Source organism: Chitinimonas koreensis (genome assembly GCF_014353015.1).
GTDB lineage: Bacteria > Pseudomonadota > Gammaproteobacteria > Burkholderiales > Chitinimonadaceae > Chitinimonas > Chitinimonas koreensis.
The window spans coordinates 3,735,766-3,750,979 of record NZ_CP060704.1 but is presented as its reverse complement, the minus strand read 5'-3'; the positions used below and the strand labels follow the sequence as shown (position 1 = coordinate 3,750,979).

Here is a 15,214-nt window from a genome sequence, read left to right as displayed (position 1 = left end):
CATCCACCCGGCCGGCCCGACGGCGCCATGCAGGCCGGAACCGGGTTCCTGCGGCGGATTCCGCGGGCGGCGAGCGATATATTTCGCCACCTGGGTTATAGGAGGGAGGCCCCGGCGCGACAAGGAAATCGCGGCTCCGCCACGGCCGGTGCAAGGCCGGCCGGGCGTTCCGCCGCGACGGGAGGCGGTGCCGTCCGTCGCTGCAGGGCAGGGGCGAAGCGAGGTTCAGCGCGGCGCCGGCGGCTTGCCCTGGCCGCCGCCCTGGCCCTCGTTGCGCGCCGGCAGCAGCACCAGCTGGCAGGTGCCGCGGATCACCCGACCGTCGCGCGCGGTGAACTGCGCCGCGCTGCCGGCCGTCTTGCCGGCGCAGGCCGACAGCGCCTCGGGCGGTGGGCCGGGCGGGCCTTCGCGCTGCGGCTGGCCGGGGCCGCCGCCATCCTGCGGCGGCGGATTGTTGCCGGCCTGGGCGGCGAGCGCCAGCGTGGCCAGGGCGAGGAAGAAGGGCAGTCTCATGGGGGCTCCTGTCGAGTTGGACGATGAGGTCGGTTGCGGCTTGCCGGCCCGTTCGGTCGGCGGATGCGGCGGCCAGTCTGGCCATCGACTGTGGGCAAAGTATGGAGAGCGGCGCGGTGCTATTTTGCTGTGCCCGCCGGTGGCCATCCACTAAGCTCGGCGGGACTTTCCCACCTGGATCCGCGCCGTGCGCCTGCCTATCGCCTATCGCCTGTTCATCGCCGTGCTGCTGGTCTCGCTCGCGCTGACCGGCGCGGTGATCGCCGTGGTGCGGCTCAGCGTGGTGCGCAGCTTCGCCGACTACGTCGCCCAGATCGAGCTCGGCCGGCTCGACCCGCTGGTCGGCGAGTTGCAGGCGCGCTATCGCGAGACCGGCGACTGGGATTTCCTGCCGCCGGCCGAACCGGCCGAGGCGCGCGTGCGCTGGCTGCGGCGCGAGCTGGACCGGACGGTGGCCGGCCGGCCGCGGCCCGGTCCGCCGCCGCCGCGCGGCGACGGCCAGCGCCCGCCGCCGGCCGGGCCGCCCGATCACCTGAGCCTGCACGATCGCGTCAGCCTGCTCGGCGCCGACGGCCGCTGGCTGGCCGGCCGCCGCGACGACGTGCCGGTGCGCGCGCGGCGGCCGCTGTGGGTCGACGGCCAGGTGGTCGGCTACCTGGCGCTGGCGCGGGTGGTCGAGCCGGCCGACGCGATCGAGGCGGCCTTCCTGGCCGACCAGCTGCGCCATATCGCGCTGATCGGCGGCCTGGCCGTGCTGGCCAGCGTGATCGCCGCCGCGCTGTTGGCCGGCCATTTCCGCCGCCCGATCGGCCGGCTGCTGGACGGTGCCCGCGCGCTGGCGGCCGGGCGCTTCGAGACGCGGCTGGCGATCACCCGCAGCGACGAGCTCGGCGAGCTGGCGCGCAGCTTCAACCACCTGGCCGCCATGCTCGAGCGGCACGAATCGTCGCGGCGGCAGTGGCTGGCCGATACCTCGCACGAACTGCGCACCCCGCTGGCGGTGCTGCGCGCCCAGACCGAGGCGCTGCAGGACGGCGTGCGGCCGGCCGATGCCGCCAACCTGGCGGCGCTGCACCGCCAGGCGCTGATCCTGGGCAAGCTGGTCGACGATCTCTACGCCTTGGCGCGCAGCGACGTCGGCCAGCTGCAATACCGCATGGCCCGGCTCGAACCGTGGCCGCTGGTGCAGCAGGAGGCCGAGGCGCTGGCGCCGCGGCTGGCCGAGCGTGGCCTGGCGCTGGTACTGCAGCCGCCCGAGAGCGCCGCCACGGTGTTCGGCGACGCCGACCGGCTGCGCCAATTGCTGCGCAACCTGCTGGAGAACAGCGCGCGCTACACCGATGCCGGCGGCGAGGTGCGCATCCGTGCCGAACGCGTCAACGCCGGCCACGGCAACGCCGGCCGCGGCAACGCGGCCTGGCGGCTGGTGGTGGAGGACAGCGCGCCGGCGGTGCCGGCCGAGCTGCTGGCCCGGCTGGGCGAGCGCTTCTTCCGCGCCGAGGCCTCGCGCAGCCGCGCCCACGGCGGCGCCGGCCTGGGCCTCGCGCTGTGCGTGCGCATCGCCGCGGCCCACCACGGCCGGCTCGATTTCGCCTCCTCGCCGCTGGCGGGCTGCGCGTCACCCTGACCCTGCCGCTGGAGGCCTGATGCAACCGTACATCCTGGTGGTCGAGGACGAACCCGAACTGGCCGCGCTCGAGGCCGACTACCTGCGCGCCGCCGGCTACCGCGCCGAGGTCGTCGGCGACGGCGCGGCGGCGCTGGCCGCGATCCGCCGCGCGCCGCCCGACCTGCTGGTGCTGGACCTGATGCTGCCCGGCCTCGATGGCCTGGCGGTCTGCCGCGCGGTGCGCGAGCACTCGGCGCTGCCGATCGTGATGGTGACGGCGCGGGCCGAGGAGGTCGACCGGCTGCTCGGGCTCGAACTCGGCGCCGACGACTACCTGTGCAAGCCGTTCAGCCCGCGCGAGCTGGTGGCGCGGGTGCGCGCCATCCTGCGCCGCTGCGGCCTGCATGCGCCGGTGCCGGCTTCGCCGCTGCGCATCGACGAGGCGGCCCAGCGCGCCTGGGCCGGCGAGGCCGCGCTGGTGCTGACGCCGTCGGAGTTCCGCCTGCTGGCGGCGCTGGCCGGCCGGCCCGGCCAGGTGTTCTCGCGCCAGCGGCTGCTCGACCTGGCCAATCCGGACGGCCTCGAAGTGAACGACCGCGCGGTCGACAGCCATATCAAGAACCTGCGCCGCAAGCTGGCCGCCGCGCTGCCGGGGCTCGATCCGATCCATTCGGTGTATGGCGTCGGCTATCGGCTCGAATGGTGAGATGAAGGCGCGGCTCGGTGGGTCTGGCGGGTGTTTGAAGATCTGATTTCACCGCGGAGGACGCGGAGGAAAAGCGCAGTACGGATCGCACCGCACGGTGGCATCACGGTAGGAGCGGCTTCAGCCGCGAATGGTTGTTTCATCCACCGGCGCGGCAAGCTCCACGATTCGCGGCTGAAGCCGCTCCTACGGCACGATGCCACCCCGCAGTGCAGTCCTTGCCGTGCTTTTCCTCCGCGTCCTCCGCGCCCTCCGCGTCCTCCACGGTGAAAGCCGCCGTCGACCAGGCCCGCCCGATCGCCGAGCGGCCGCCTCAGGCCAGCACCCCACGCAAAACCAGGCTCACCACCAGCCCGCCGCCGTCGGCCCGCGCCATCGCCAGCTCGCCGCCGTGGCGTCGCGCCACCCGCGCCGCGATCGCCAGGCCCAGGCCGCAGTGGCCGCCGCGGCTGCGCGCCGGGTCCAGGCGCCGGAACGGGCGGATCGCCTCGCGCAGCGCCTCGTCGCCGAGGCCGGGACCGTGGTCGCGCACGCTCAGCAGCAGCTCGCCGCCGAGCGCTTCGGCGCGCAGCTCGATCGGCGGCGCGCCGTGGGTCAGCGCGTTGTCGACCAGATTGCCCAATGCGCGGCCGATCGCCAGCCGGTCGAGCGTCGCCGCCAGCCCGGCCGGCGCGGCCACCGCGATGCCGGCGGCGGCGCCATAGCGTTCGGCCAGGTCGGCCAGCAGCAGGCCGACGTCGAGCGTCTCGCGCGGGCCGTCGTCGGCCTCGCCGCGCACATAGGCGAGGAATTGCTCGGTGATGCGCTCGATGTCGTCCAGGTCGCGGTCGTAGGGCTGCGGGTCGGTCTCGTCGAGCAGGGCGATGCGCATGCGCAGGCGCGCCAGCGGCGTGCGCAGATCGTGCGACACGCCGGCCAGCAGCGTGCGCCGTTCGCTTTCGAGCTCGGCCAGGCTGGCCGCCATTCGGTTGAAGCCGCCGGCCAGCGCGGCCAGCTCGCGCGGCCCGCTCTCGGGCAGCGGCTGCACCGCCTCGCCGCGGCCGAGCGCCGCCTGCGCGCCGGCCAGCCGGCGCAGCGGCCGGTACAGCGGCCACAGCAGCACCAGCGCGCCGAGCAGGCCGAAGGCCGCGATCAGCACGCTGAGGAAGACGTCGGGCCGCGGCGGCGGATTGCGCCGCAGTTCCGCCGGCAGGCCGAGCCAGCGGATGCCGTCGTCCAGCTGCAGCGGCAGCCACATGCGCGGCGGCCGGCTGCCTTCGCCCGGCCGGGCCGCGGCCGCCAGCAGCGGCTGCAGGGCGCGCGCGAGGTCGCGTTCGGGCGGCATCTGCGGCGGCCGCAGGCCGGCCGGCGCGGCGGCGCGCCAGACCACGCCGCCGTCGTCGGGCGCATGCAGCAGGGCCGCGCGTTCGCTGCCGGACAGCGCCTGCCAGCGCGCGCGCTCGCTACGCACCAGCGCCTCCACCAGCATCGCGCCGTGGCGGCCCGGCCCGCCGTCCTGCTCGCCGATCCAGCGGAACAGCAGGAAGGCGGTGGCATGGCTGGCCGCCACCGTCAGCAGCAGGACCAGGGCGGTACGGCCGAACAGGCTGTCGACCAGGCGGCGCAACTTCATGGCGCGGCCGGTTCCGCCGGCGGTTCCAGCACGAACTGGTAGCCGATGCCCCAGATGGTGCGGATCAGCACCGGGTGGGCCGGATCGGGTTCGATCAGCCGGCGCAGGCGCGAGATCTGCACGTCCATGCTGCGCTCGAAGGCGCCGGCCACCCGGCCGCGCGACAGCTCGACCAGCCGTTCGCGGCTGAGCGGCCGGTTGGCGTGGCGCACCAGTACCGCCAGCAGGCCGAACTCGCCGCTGGTCAGCGGGACGGCCTCGCCGCCGCGGCTGAGCCGGCGGGTGGCCAGGTCGAGCGCGCAGTCGCCGAAGCGCACCACGCCGCCGTTCGGATCGGGCGAGCCGGCCGGCAGCCGGTTGCCGCGCCGGCGCAGGATGGCGTCGATGCGCGCCAGCAGCTCGCGCGGATTGCATGGCTTGCCGAGGTAGTCGTCGGCGCCGCTTTCGAGGCCGATGATGCGGTCGACCTCGTCGCCGCGCGCGGTCAGCATCAGGATCGGCAGGTCCTCGCCCGACTGGCGCAGCCGGTTGCACACCGCCAGGCCCGATTCGCCGGGCAGCATCAGGTCGAGGATCAGCAGGTCGGGCCGCTGGCGCGCCAGCCGGCGTTCGAGCTGGCCGGCGTCGGGCAGGACGGCGACGCGGTGGCCGTGCTTCTCGAGGTAGCGGCGGATCAGCTCGCGCAGCTCGGGATCGTCGTCCACCAGCAGGAGGTCGTGACAGGCATTCATGCCGGCCAGTGTAGCGGGCGACCGTTGCGGAACGGTCCGGCGCTGTAAGCAGATGTTGCGTGCCGGGCAGGGCAACACAACTGCTTACATCGTGCGGCCGGCCGGTGACGATTGGCTTACGCCGGCTGGCTAAGTTCGGCAGCGTGCGCACCCTGCGCACCGGGTCGCGCCGGTGCCGGCCCGGCCCGTCGCGGCGGGCCGGCGTCCGGCGCGGCCTGGCATCTTCCGATAGGAGCCCTCGATATGACCTCAGCCATCACCTCGGGCGGGAGCTACGGCTACTCGTCCTATGCGGTGGGCGGTCAGCGGCCCGATCCGGCAGCCATGCGCCAGAAGCTGTTCGAGAAGATCGACAGCGACGGCGACGGCGGCCTGAGCGAGACCGAACTGACCGCCTTCACCGAGCAGGCCGACAAGGCCAAGCGATCCCAGGGATCGCAGGGCGTGCAGGCGCCGAGCTTTTCCGACATGGACAGCGACGGCGACAGCGCGCTGAGCCAGGACGAGTTCAGCAGCGGCATGCAGAAGCTCGAAGCGCAGTTGCAGAGCCAGTTCAACGCCATGCGCCAGTCCGGCGGCATGGGCGGTGGCGGCATGGGCGGCCCGCCGCCCGGTCCGCCTCCTGGCGGCGGAGCCGGCGGTCCGCAGGCGGCCGGCGGCGCGAGCGGGCAGGACCGCATCACCGAGCTGTTCAAGTCGCTCGACAGCGACGAGGACGGCAGCGTCAGCGAGGACGAGTTCGGCGTGCTGGCCCAGGCGCTGAACGGCGGCAAGGGCAGCGAAAGCAGTACGTCGTCCTCGTCCGGCACCTCGTCGGTGTCGTCGACCTCGGACAGCGGCAGCAAGGGCCCGTCGTTCTCCAAGCTCGACACCGACGGCGACGGCAAGGTCAGCATGGCGGAGTTCGAGGCCGGCGCGCCCAAGCGGCAGAACAGGGAAACGCAGGACAACAGCGGGCAAACCGGATTGCAGGCCTTGGTGCAATCCCTGCTCGGCGGCGGACAGGGCCGCACGGGCAGCCAGTTCAGCCTGCTGGCCTGAGACGGCAGTCGTTGCAGTCGCAGTCGTAGTTCGCTTTGCAGTGAATCGGGGGCATGGGACGGCACGGTCGCGAGACCGTGCCGTTTCCATTTGGACGATGTGGACGCGGTGCCGCGTGGACGGCCGGGATGCCGGCATCGCATGGGCGACACCCGTCGCCGGCTCAATCCCCAGCAGCGGCGCCAGCTGCGCGCGCAGCGCCGCCAGCTCGGCCTCGAGCACGCCGACGCGGGCCTCCAGCTCGGCATAGCGGCCATGGCTGGCGCTGGAAGAGGGCGCGGCGGCCGCTTCGCCCTGCGGGATGTCGGGCATGCCGGACAGCAGGTGGGCCCAGCGGTTCTCGCGCGCGCCGGCCTGGCGCGGCAGCTCGACCACGAAGGCGCCGTCGGGCCGTGTCGACAGCTCTTCGAGGAAGCCTTCGACCGCCGAGATGTCGGCGAACTTGTGCAGGCGCTCGCAGTTGATGCGCAACTCGCCGGCAGTCTGCGGCCCGCGCAGCATCAGCACCGTGAGGATCGCCACCGACTGCGACGGCACCTGCAGCACGCGCTCGGCGTTGTGGGCATAGCGGGTGACGCGGCCGCCGCTGCTCTCCATCACCAGCGCGCGCGACTTCAGGCTGGCGATGGCCTCGGCCACCTCGGCCTCGCTGGCTTCGAGCACCGGGTCGCGGCTGGTCTTCTGGTTGCAGCCCGCGGTCAGCGCATTGAGCGACAGCGGGTAGGTGTCGGGCACGGTCCGCTGTTTTTCGATCAGCACGCCGAGTACGCGGGTTTCCAGCAGCGTCAGGTCGTTCCGAAAGGTCATGGCGGCTCCGTCAGTGGGTCAGGTGAAAGTCGCCATTATGCCGCAGGCGCGTACCGTCCCGGCTTCATAGCGCTTTGGCCGCGAAGTCAGGCTGCAGGCCGCGTCCGGCCGGGAAAACTTAGGGATTTCTTAGTGTTCCCATCCCCAGATTAGGGGATGCTGTCGACCATACGCCAGCCGTACAGTTCGCTCCGTTCCAGGCGCCGCGGCGCCGGGGGCTGAGAAGCAGAATAACTGGGGAAATTTAGGGTATCGCTGGGGCATCACTGGGCATAACGTCGAACAACTTGATATCTCTGCGAAGTAGTCGGGTGCCCGCAGCGCCGCAAGGTGGGGGCGGGTAGGTCGCCAGGACAGGTGGCCGGGATATGCGAAGCGCGCTGTTGCGCGATATGGGAAGGCCAGCCGCGAGGCTGGCCTTCGTCATTTGCGCGTCATGGCCGGACGCGGCGGTTTTCCCGCCGAACGGCGATGAAAAGTCGGCGGCCGTGAACCATCGTGAAATCGAGCAGACCCACTGCAAGAACCGGGGTGCGCCGCCGTTCCGCCATGGCTCTCGCGCCGGCCCGTGCGACGGCCTCCGCCGAGGAGATCGCGTCGATGTCGCCTGATTCCTTCGCTTCTTCGATCGAGTCCGAGTCGCTGAGCTGGCTGCTCTATCTCTATCTGTGGCCGTTCTGGATGTTCAAGGACGTCAACCAGGGCAACCTGCTCGAGCAGGCCGCCGCCTACCGCTACAACCGCGAACGCCGCGTCTACCTGCCCGGCTACATCCTCAAGTGGTCGCTGATCTTCTCGCTGCTGCTGGGCGTGGTGTTCGGCATCGAGGCGCTCGGCAGCGCCGGCGTGATGCTGCCGTTCGCCTCCAGCCTCCTGGCCGGCGCCACAGGCGTCTGCGCCAGCGGCGCCTTCGTCGTGACGGTGCAGATCACCGTCGTCTATTTCTTCCTTTGCCGTTGGAGATACTGAGCGCCCGCATGCGCCAATACGGCCGCCCGCGATCTAGGCGGCGGCCGGCTGCTGCGTCGGCATCGCGTCGCAGTAGTAGGTCATGCGCTTGCGCGGATTGAGGTAGGCGAACACCTGCTGCGGCAGCTGGCCGGGACGGATGCTGCGCACGATGGTCAGCTCGGGCTCGGACTCGAGGTCGAGGATGATGGCCTCGTGCTTGGGCACGCTCGGGTCGTAGATCAGCACCGTGGGCTTGAGCGGCTTGCTCGAGTTCACCGCCATGACGAGGCCGAGCGCATTGTTGGACAGCTGCACCAGCGTGCCCGGCGGATAGACCCCCATGCAGCGGATGAACACGCCGAGCGCCTGCGCGTCGTAGCGCTTGCGGTTCTGCGCGAACATCGCGGCCAGCGCCTCGTAGGGCGTCAGCGAATCGCCCGGGTTGGGCCGGTTGCACAGGTTGTCGTAGTCGTTGACGATGCAGACGATCTTGCTCAGCGGCAGGATGCCGTCGCCGTTCAGCGCGTGCGGGAAGCCGCTGCCGTCGACGTACTCGTGATGCTGGAACACGATCGCCAGCGCCTCGGGCGCCAGCTTGAGCTTCTTGCCGATGTCGAGGCCGTAGCTGGTATGGCGCGCCAACAGGTCGCGCTCGCTCGGCGTCAGCGGGTCGGTCTTGAGCAGCAGCTTCTCGGGCAGTTCGGCCTTGCCGACGTCGTGGAACAGCGAGCCGATGCCGAGCTCGGCCAGCCGATCGCGTTCGAGGTTCAGCTGCTTGCCCAGCATCATCGCCAGCACGGCGACGTTGAGCTGGTGGAAATACATCTCCTCGCCGCCGAGCTTGTCGTTCATCAGGTGGATCGCGATGTCGCGGTCGGTCAGCATCGAATCGAGCAGCGCGCCGATCAGCTTGGCCGCCTGCGACATCGAATCGTCGGGCCGGGCGAACAGGTTGCGGTTGATCGCCTTGTAGGCGCGCGCGGCGCCGAGGAACTTGCGCTCGCATTCGTTGAGCGCGGCGCGGTGCTGCGCCAGCCGCTCGACCCGGACCCGCTTGGCCACGATGGCGGCCAGCTCGTGCTCGCGCTCGGCCTGCGGGACCGGCTCCGGCGGCGTGTCGGGCACCGGCAGCGGCTCGACGTCGCTGCGGCGCGGGTCGATGCGGATGCGTTCGAGGCCGAGCGAGCGCAGGGTGTCGATCTGCTCCTGCTTGGTCAGCTTGAACTGGTTGAAGGTGAACGGATGCTCCAGCCAGTCGAGCTCCAGGCGCACATAGAGTCCCAGCCGCAGCTGGGCTGGAACGATGTAGACCGGGGCATTGGAGGCGGGAGTTGTCATCGGAAAGCGCGGGGCGCGGCCAGAACTTGGCCTTAGAATAGCAAGCCTTGCCTTCGTTTGACCCGCGCCATATGCAACATGATCCGCAACAGGTCGTCGCCGCCACCCGCCACTGGCTGGAGCAGGCGGTGATCGGCCTCAATCTCTGTCCCTTCGCCAAGTCCGTCTACGTCAAGCAGCAGGTGCGCTTCGTGGTCAGTCCGGCGCGCCATCTCGACGGTCTGCTCGACGACCTCGACCGCGAGCTCGATCTGCTGGCGACGACCTCCGCCGAAGAAATCGACACCACCCTGCTGATCCATCCGGGCGTGCTCGGCGACTTCCTCGACTTCAACGACTTCCTCGACATCGCCGACGGCGTGGTGGCCGAGCACGAGCTCGAAGGCGTGATCCAGATCGCGAGCTTCCACCCCGGCTTCCAGTTCGCCGACACCGAGCCCGACGACATCACCAACTGCACCAACCGCGCGCCGTACCCGACGCTGCACCTGCTGCGCGAAGCCAGCATCGACCGCGCGGTGGCGGCTTTTCCCGATGCCGCCGACATCTTCGAACGCAATATGGCGACCCTGCGCACGCTGGGGCCCGAGGGCTGGGCCAGGCTGATGGCCGGCGCGGCCGGGCCGCGCTGAGGCCGGGCGGCCCGCCGCGCGGCGGGCGTTCGGCGCGGCGCGCGCGCAACTGCAACAAGGTGCAATTGCCAACGGCGCGGAACTCGCGTACAACGCCTTCCGCAGGCTCTTCAAGTAGTAGGTTTTCTGGCAGTTCTCGTACCCCTAGCGGTATCCCGATTCGCCACTCCTTATGTTTGATCGTCGGCACTCATCTTTCATTACTTCCATCTAAGGAAACGCATCATGGCAACCGGTACCGTCAAGTGGTTCAATGACGCCAAGGGCTTCGGCTTCATCACCCCCGACGAAGGCGGCGACGATCTGTTCGCGCACTTCTCGCAAATCCAAAGCAACGGCTTCAAGTCGCTGGCCGAAAACCAGAAGGTCTCGTTCGACGTGACCACTGGCCCAAGGGCAAGCAAGCCTCGAACATCAAGCCGGTCTGATCGACCCGCACGATGTCTCGAAAAACCCGGCTCCGGCCGGGTTTTTTCATGCCTGCCGCAGCGGCGGTCGAGCAGGCGCGGCCAGACCTGGCGCGCACCCACGTGGTGGCCAGCACGGACGGCTGGATCGCCAGCCTGACGCTGGTGCCGGCTCGCCGGTGAGGTCACCCAGCGCGTGCCGGTGCGCATCCGGCTCGAGGGCGACGCGGCGCGGCAGCCGTTCCGGGTCGGCGCGTGTACGGCGGCCAGCTGCTGCCGCTGTTCCTGGAGAACCTGCCCGGCTTCCCGACCATGGAGGCCGGCCTCTACCTGATGCCGCGCGGCATCGCCACCTTCGTCAGCATGAGCCTGGTCGGCCGCTTCTCCGGCCGCTTCAGCGCGCGCAGCATGATCTGCGCCGGCATGCTGCTGAGCCTGGCCGGCACCTACGAGATGATCCGGCTGACGCCGCAGGCGCCGGGTTCGGTGATCCTGCTGCCGATGATCCTGCTGGGCCTGGGCCTGGGGTTGATCTGCATCCCGCTGTCCTCGCTGGCCTTCGCCACCATCCCGGCCGGCTGGCGCCCGAGGTGGCCGGGCTGTACAGCCTGGTGCGCTCGGTCGGCTCCTCGATCGGCATCTCGCTGGCCTCGACCTGTCTCAACCACTCGGCCAAGGTGAACTGGGCCGGCCTGCGCGGCTACGTCGATCCCTACCACCCGGCGGTGCGCCGCCGGGCCTGCGGCCCGATGCCGCCGGGGTGGCGCGGCTGCCGCGGCTGGTGCAGCAGCAGGCGCTGGTGCAGGCCTTCGTCGCTACCTTCTGGCTGATCGCCGCCAGCTTTGTCGCCATGCTGCCGCTGCTGCTGCTGCTGATCCGCGCCGGCAAGTCGCGGGCGGCGGGTCCGGCCCATGCGGCGATGGAATAGTCCGGCGTCCTTGAAGCGGCATCTCCCGGCCGCCTAATATCCAGTCGCCCGCCACAAGGGCGCCGCCGCCCGCGCGGCAGGCTTGGACATATTCGTGCGATCGCGGCGCCAGCCGCACAGGGAGATATCTTTGGACATCCTTTATCCGCCGGGGCCGGCGTCGGTGCCGGCCAACCTCACCCAGCCATCCCGCCAGTACCGCCGCAAGGCCTGGCTCGCCATGGGCGGCCTCGCGCTGTTCGTGCTGCTCTACTGCTCGCTGTCGGGCTGGTTCGCCTGGCATGCCTACAAGCTGCTCGGCGGCGCCATCCGCGGTGGCGAGCACGCCTTCATCGGCTTTGTGGTCGGCCTGCCGGCCGCCTTCCTGGCGGTGTTCATGCTCAAGGCGCTGTTCTTCGTCAAGCACGGCGGCAAGAGCGAGGACATCGAAGTCAGCGCCAAGGACGAGCCGCAGCTGTTCGAATTCCTCCACCGGCTGGCCGACGAGGCCGGCGCGCCGCGGCCGCACCGGGTCTACCTGTCGCCGCGCGTCAACGCGGCGGTGTTCTACGACCTGTCGGTGCTCAACCTGCTGTTCCCGTCGAAGAAGAACCTGGAGATCGGCCTGGCGCTGGTCAACGTGCTGACGCTGGGCGAGCTCAAGGCGGTGCTGGCACACGAGTTCGGCCATTTCGCCCAGCGCTCGATGGCGGTCGGCCGCTGGGTCTACATCGCCCAGCAGATCGCCGCCCATATCGTGGCCAAGCGCGATGCGCTGGACGATTTCCTGCGCGCGATCTCGGGCATCGATTTCCGCATCGCCTGGGTCGGCTGGCTGCTGTCGCTGATCGTCTGGTCGATCCGCTCGCTGCTCGAGACCGCCTTCCGGCTGGTGCTGATCGCCCAGCGCGCGCTGTCGCGCGAAATGGAGATGCAGGCCGACCTGGTGGCGGTGTCGCTGACCGGCAGCGACGCGCTGATCCATGCGCTGCACCGCCTGCAGGCGGCCGACGACGCCTGGGACCGCACGCTGTCCTTCGCCGACGGCGAATACGCCGAGGGCCGCATGACGCGCGACCTGTTCGCGGTCCAGTCGCGGGTGATCGCCCATATGCGCACGGTGCTCGACCAGCCCGACTATGGCCGTTCGCCGACGCTGCCGGCCGAGCGGCCCGAGGCGCACCGGGTGTTCGAGGTCGATTTCGCCCGGCCGCCGCAAATGTGGGCCACCCATCCGCTCAACCACGAGCGCGAGCACAACGCCAAGCGCCTCTACGTGCCGGCCGGCATCGATCCGCGCAGCGCCTGGAGCCTGTTCGCCGATCCGCAGCAGCTGCGCGAGCGGATGTCGGCCCACCTGGTACGCGGCGCCGAGAAGAAGGCGGAGCCGGTCGACACCGAGGCCTCGCTGAAGGCGCTGGACGAGCAGTTCCAGCACGAATACCTGAACCGCTTCTACCGCGGCGTCTACCTCGGCCGCTCGGTGGTGCGCGAGGCGGCCAGCGTCGACGCGCTGTACGGCCGGCTCGACGGCAGCGTGGCGGACGCGCTGGCGGCGATCTACCCGGAGACGCTGGGCAAGGAGCTGGAACAGCTGCGCCGGCTGGAGAAGGAAAAGGCGCTGCTCGAATCGCTGCACGACGGCGCGATGCAGGCGACCGACGGGGTGATCCGCCACCGCGGCCGCCAGTTGCGCCGCGCCGAGCTGCCGGCCGCCATCGCCCAGGTCGGCCGCGAGCTCGCCGCGCTGCGCGAGCGGTTGCTCGAGCACGACCGCCGCTGCCGCAGCGCGCACCTGGCCGCCGCCGAGCAGCTGGGGCAGGGCTGGCCGGCCTATCTGCGCGGCCTGGCCGCCGTGCTGCATTACGCCGACCACCGCGAGGCCGACCTGCGCGACGCCCAGGGTGCGCTGGGCAACGTGATCGCGGTCGAGACCGCCGCCGGCAAGGTCGGCAAGGCCGGCGTCACCCGGGTACTGGCCAGTGCCAACGCGCTGCATCGCATCCTGGCCGGCATCTACGGCCAGGCCGACACGGTGCAGCCCGACGCAGCGCTGCTCGAGCGGATGAAGGTGGCGAGCTGGCCCGAGGCGCTCGGCAAGTTCGAGCTGCCGCCGGCCAGCGAGCAGAACATCAACGACTGGGTGCGGGCGATCGACGGCTGGGTGAACAGCGCCGCCGGCGCCCTGAGCGCGCTGCGCCAGGCGGCGCTGGGCCAGCTGCTGCAGGCTGAGGCGACGGTGGCCCGGCTGCTGCGCGAGGCCGGCGAGGTGCCGCCGGCGGCGCCGGCCAGCGCGGTGCTGGCCGAATACCCGACCCTGCTGCCCGGCCAGGAACGCCAGCGGCAGAGCAGGATCGGCTGGTGGGCGCGCTTCCAGACCGCCGACGGCGCGCTGGCCGCCACCGCCCGGCTGCTGGTGGCTGGCGGCATCATCGGCGCGGTGCTCGGCTTCGGCGGCAGCGCCGGCACCGCCACCGTGACGGTCTACAACGGCCTGGCGCGGCAGGTGCAGGTGGAGATCGCCGGCCATGCGCTGGCGGTGGCGCCGCACGGCACCGCCCGGCTGGACGTCTCGCCCGACGGCATCGGCACGGTGCGGAGCGCGACCTACGACGGCGTGGCGATCGAGGCCTTCGAGCCGGAATTCGACGGCAGCCTGGCGCACTACGTCTACAACGTGGCCGCCGCCGGCCCGCTGGTGGAATGGACCGCCGCCTACGGCAACGCCAGCGCGCCGCCGGAGCGGCTGCTCGGCGCCTCCCGCTGGCAGCGGGTCAGCGCCGACGTGCTGTTCGACGAGCCGCCGAGCCAGGTCAGCACCAAGGGCGGCAGCGCCACTCGCACGGTGCTGACCGGCCTGGGCGACCGCGCGCCCGACCTGGCGCTCGATGCGGTGCAGGATCCGGCCCAGCGGGCCGCGATGGTGGCTGCCCATGCGCGCTGGGACGGCGCCGATTCGCCCTACGTGATGCACTGGCTCGGCAATGCCTTCCAGACCGCCGGTTTCGGCGCGATCCTGGCCGGCCGCCTGCACGACCATCCGCACGAGGTGCTGTCGCTGCGGCTGGAGCAGGAAGCCGCCGGCGAGGCCGGTCGCGCGGCGGTCTGCGGCCGGCAGCGGCTGCTGGCGGCGCGCGCGCCCGACGACGCCGATCTGCAATACCTGGCGGCGCGCTGCCAGGACGATGCGGCGGCGCGCGAGCAGGCCTTCCTGGCCGGCCGCCGGCGCTGGCCGCAGAACGCCTGGTTCGCCCTGGCCGACGGCTACGGCCAGGCCGAGCAGGGCCGCTGGCGCGAGGCCGGCGAGTCGTTCGAGGCGGTGCTGGCGAAGCTGCCCGCGATGGCCGACGCGGTCGGGCTCGACCTGGCGCGGGTGCGCCGCATGCAGGGCCGCGACGACCTGGCCGACCTGCTGCCGCGGTCGCGCGCGCTCGGCTTCATGTGGGCGCTCGAGACCGGCGACAAGCTCGATGCCGACAGCCCGCTGCGCGGCTATGCCGCGCTGGCGCGCGGCGAGATCGGCCAGGCCCTGCGCCTGGCGCATGCCGACGCCGCGGCCGAAATGCGCCTGCTGCGGCTGGCGGCGGCGTCGGACGGCGCCGAGCCGGCCCTGGCGGCGCGCGCGCTGGCCGCCGGCAAGGACGGCCTGGACGAGGACGGCAGCTGGGCGATGCTGGCGCTGGCCATCCGCGCCCATGCCGACGACGCCCCCTACCGCGGCCAGCTCGACCGCCTGAAGCCGGACGAGAAGGCCACGCTGCTGGCCTTCGTCGATGCACTGAAGGCCGGCGAGGGCGCGGCGGCCGGGCGCAAGCTCGGCCACCTGACGCCGCTCAGCCTGGGCCATGCCTACGCGCTCGGCACCGTGGTGCTGGGCAAGGCGGCGCCGGCGGCCTGGCGCGACGGGGCGAAGCGGCTGCTGTTCGCATCGGAACGGCCGTATTTCAGCTAGGCCGGTAC

General features: G+C 71.6%; 12 protein-coding genes and 2 pseudogenes. 9 read left to right on the top strand and 5 right to left on the bottom strand.

What is annotated here, in order from left to right; all coding sequences use genetic code 11:
* Positions 1-225 precede the first annotated feature (225 nt).
* The gene (locus H9L41_RS15595; protein WP_034605877.1) at positions 226-513 is read right to left on the bottom strand and encodes a hypothetical protein; all 288 of its coding nucleotides are present in this window, start codon (positions 511-513) and stop codon (positions 226-228) included.
* Between the two features lie 187 nt (positions 514-700).
* On the opposite strand from H9L41_RS15595, the gene H9L41_RS15590 reads away from it, so the two are divergent.
* Together H9L41_RS15590 and H9L41_RS15585 are read left to right on the top strand one after the other, a co-directional pair.
* Positions 701-2,140: an ATP-binding protein gene (locus H9L41_RS15590; protein WP_187523454.1), complete on the top strand. Its 1,440-nt coding sequence runs from the start codon at positions 701-703 to the stop codon at positions 2,138-2,140.
* 19 nt (positions 2,141-2,159) lie between these two features.
* A complete protein-coding gene (locus tag H9L41_RS15585) occupies positions 2,160-2,828 on the top strand; it encodes a response regulator (protein ID WP_034605876.1) in 669 nt (222 codons plus the stop codon).
* A gap of 313 nt (positions 2,829-3,141) precedes the next feature.
* Here H9L41_RS15585 and H9L41_RS15580 read toward each other — a convergent pair whose 3' ends face one another.
* Both H9L41_RS15580 and H9L41_RS15575 read right to left on the bottom strand, forming a co-directional pair.
* A complete protein-coding gene (locus tag H9L41_RS15580; RefSeq protein WP_051318650.1) occupies positions 3,142-4,440 on the bottom strand; it encodes an ATP-binding protein in 1,299 nt (432 codons plus the stop codon).
* Entirely contained in the window at positions 4,437-5,171 is a 735-nt protein-coding gene (locus H9L41_RS15575) for a response regulator (protein ID WP_028444602.1), read from the bottom strand. The genes H9L41_RS15580 and H9L41_RS15575 overlap by 4 nt, the downstream gene beginning before the upstream one ends.
* 243 nt (positions 5,172-5,414) lie before the next feature.
* Here H9L41_RS15575 and H9L41_RS15570 point away from each other — a divergent pair, with 243 nt between their 5' ends.
* The gene (locus H9L41_RS15570; protein WP_028444601.1) at positions 5,415-6,212 is read left to right on the top strand and encodes an EF-hand domain-containing protein; all 798 of its coding nucleotides are present in this window, start codon (positions 5,415-5,417) and stop codon (positions 6,210-6,212) included.
* Positions 6,213-6,620: 408 nt separating this feature from the next.
* On the opposite strand, the pseudogene H9L41_RS25825 reads toward H9L41_RS15570, so the two are convergent.
* Positions 6,621-7,019 (bottom strand): annotated as a pseudogene (locus tag H9L41_RS25825) (DUF480 domain-containing protein); the annotation flags it as partial.
* Between the two features lie 600 nt (positions 7,020-7,619).
* Between H9L41_RS25825 and H9L41_RS15560 the strand changes: the two are divergent.
* A complete protein-coding gene (locus H9L41_RS15560; protein ID WP_034605875.1) occupies positions 7,620-7,988 on the top strand; it encodes a hypothetical protein in 369 nt (122 codons plus the stop codon).
* Between the two features lie 33 nt (positions 7,989-8,021).
* On the opposite strand, the gene H9L41_RS15555 is transcribed toward H9L41_RS15560, so the two are convergent.
* Entirely contained in the window at positions 8,022-9,308 is a 1,287-nt protein-coding gene (locus tag H9L41_RS15555) for an HD-GYP domain-containing protein (RefSeq protein WP_034605874.1), read from the bottom strand.
* Positions 9,309-9,379: 71 nt separating this feature from the next.
* Between H9L41_RS15555 and H9L41_RS15550 the strand changes: the two genes are divergently transcribed.
* The 5 genes and pseudogenes from H9L41_RS15550 to H9L41_RS24975 all read left to right on the top strand — a co-directional run bounded on the left by H9L41_RS15550 (position 9,380) and on the right by H9L41_RS24975 (position 15,206).
* Positions 9,380-9,940 (top strand): DUF1415 domain-containing protein, encoded by a 561-nt coding sequence (locus H9L41_RS15550; protein WP_028444598.1) that lies wholly within the window; start codon positions 9,380-9,382, stop codon positions 9,938-9,940.
* Positions 9,941-10,165: 225 nt separating this feature from the next.
* A pseudogene (locus H9L41_RS24980) lies at positions 10,166-10,368 on the top strand (cold-shock protein).
* 234 nt (positions 10,369-10,602) lie between these two features.
* Positions 10,603-11,028: an MFS transporter gene (locus tag H9L41_RS15540; protein WP_187523452.1), complete on the top strand. Its 426-nt coding sequence runs from the start codon at positions 10,603-10,605 to the stop codon at positions 11,026-11,028.
* A gap of 79 nt (positions 11,029-11,107) precedes the next feature.
* Entirely contained in the window at positions 11,108-11,275 is a 168-nt protein-coding gene (locus H9L41_RS15535) for a hypothetical protein (protein WP_157461794.1), read from the top strand.
* A 130-nt stretch (positions 11,276-11,405) separates the two neighbouring features.
* The gene (locus H9L41_RS24975) at positions 11,406-15,206 is read left to right on the top strand and encodes a M48 family metallopeptidase (protein ID WP_211236795.1); all 3,801 of its coding nucleotides are present in this window, start codon (positions 11,406-11,408) and stop codon (positions 15,204-15,206) included.
* Positions 15,207-15,214: the final 8 nt, after the last annotated feature.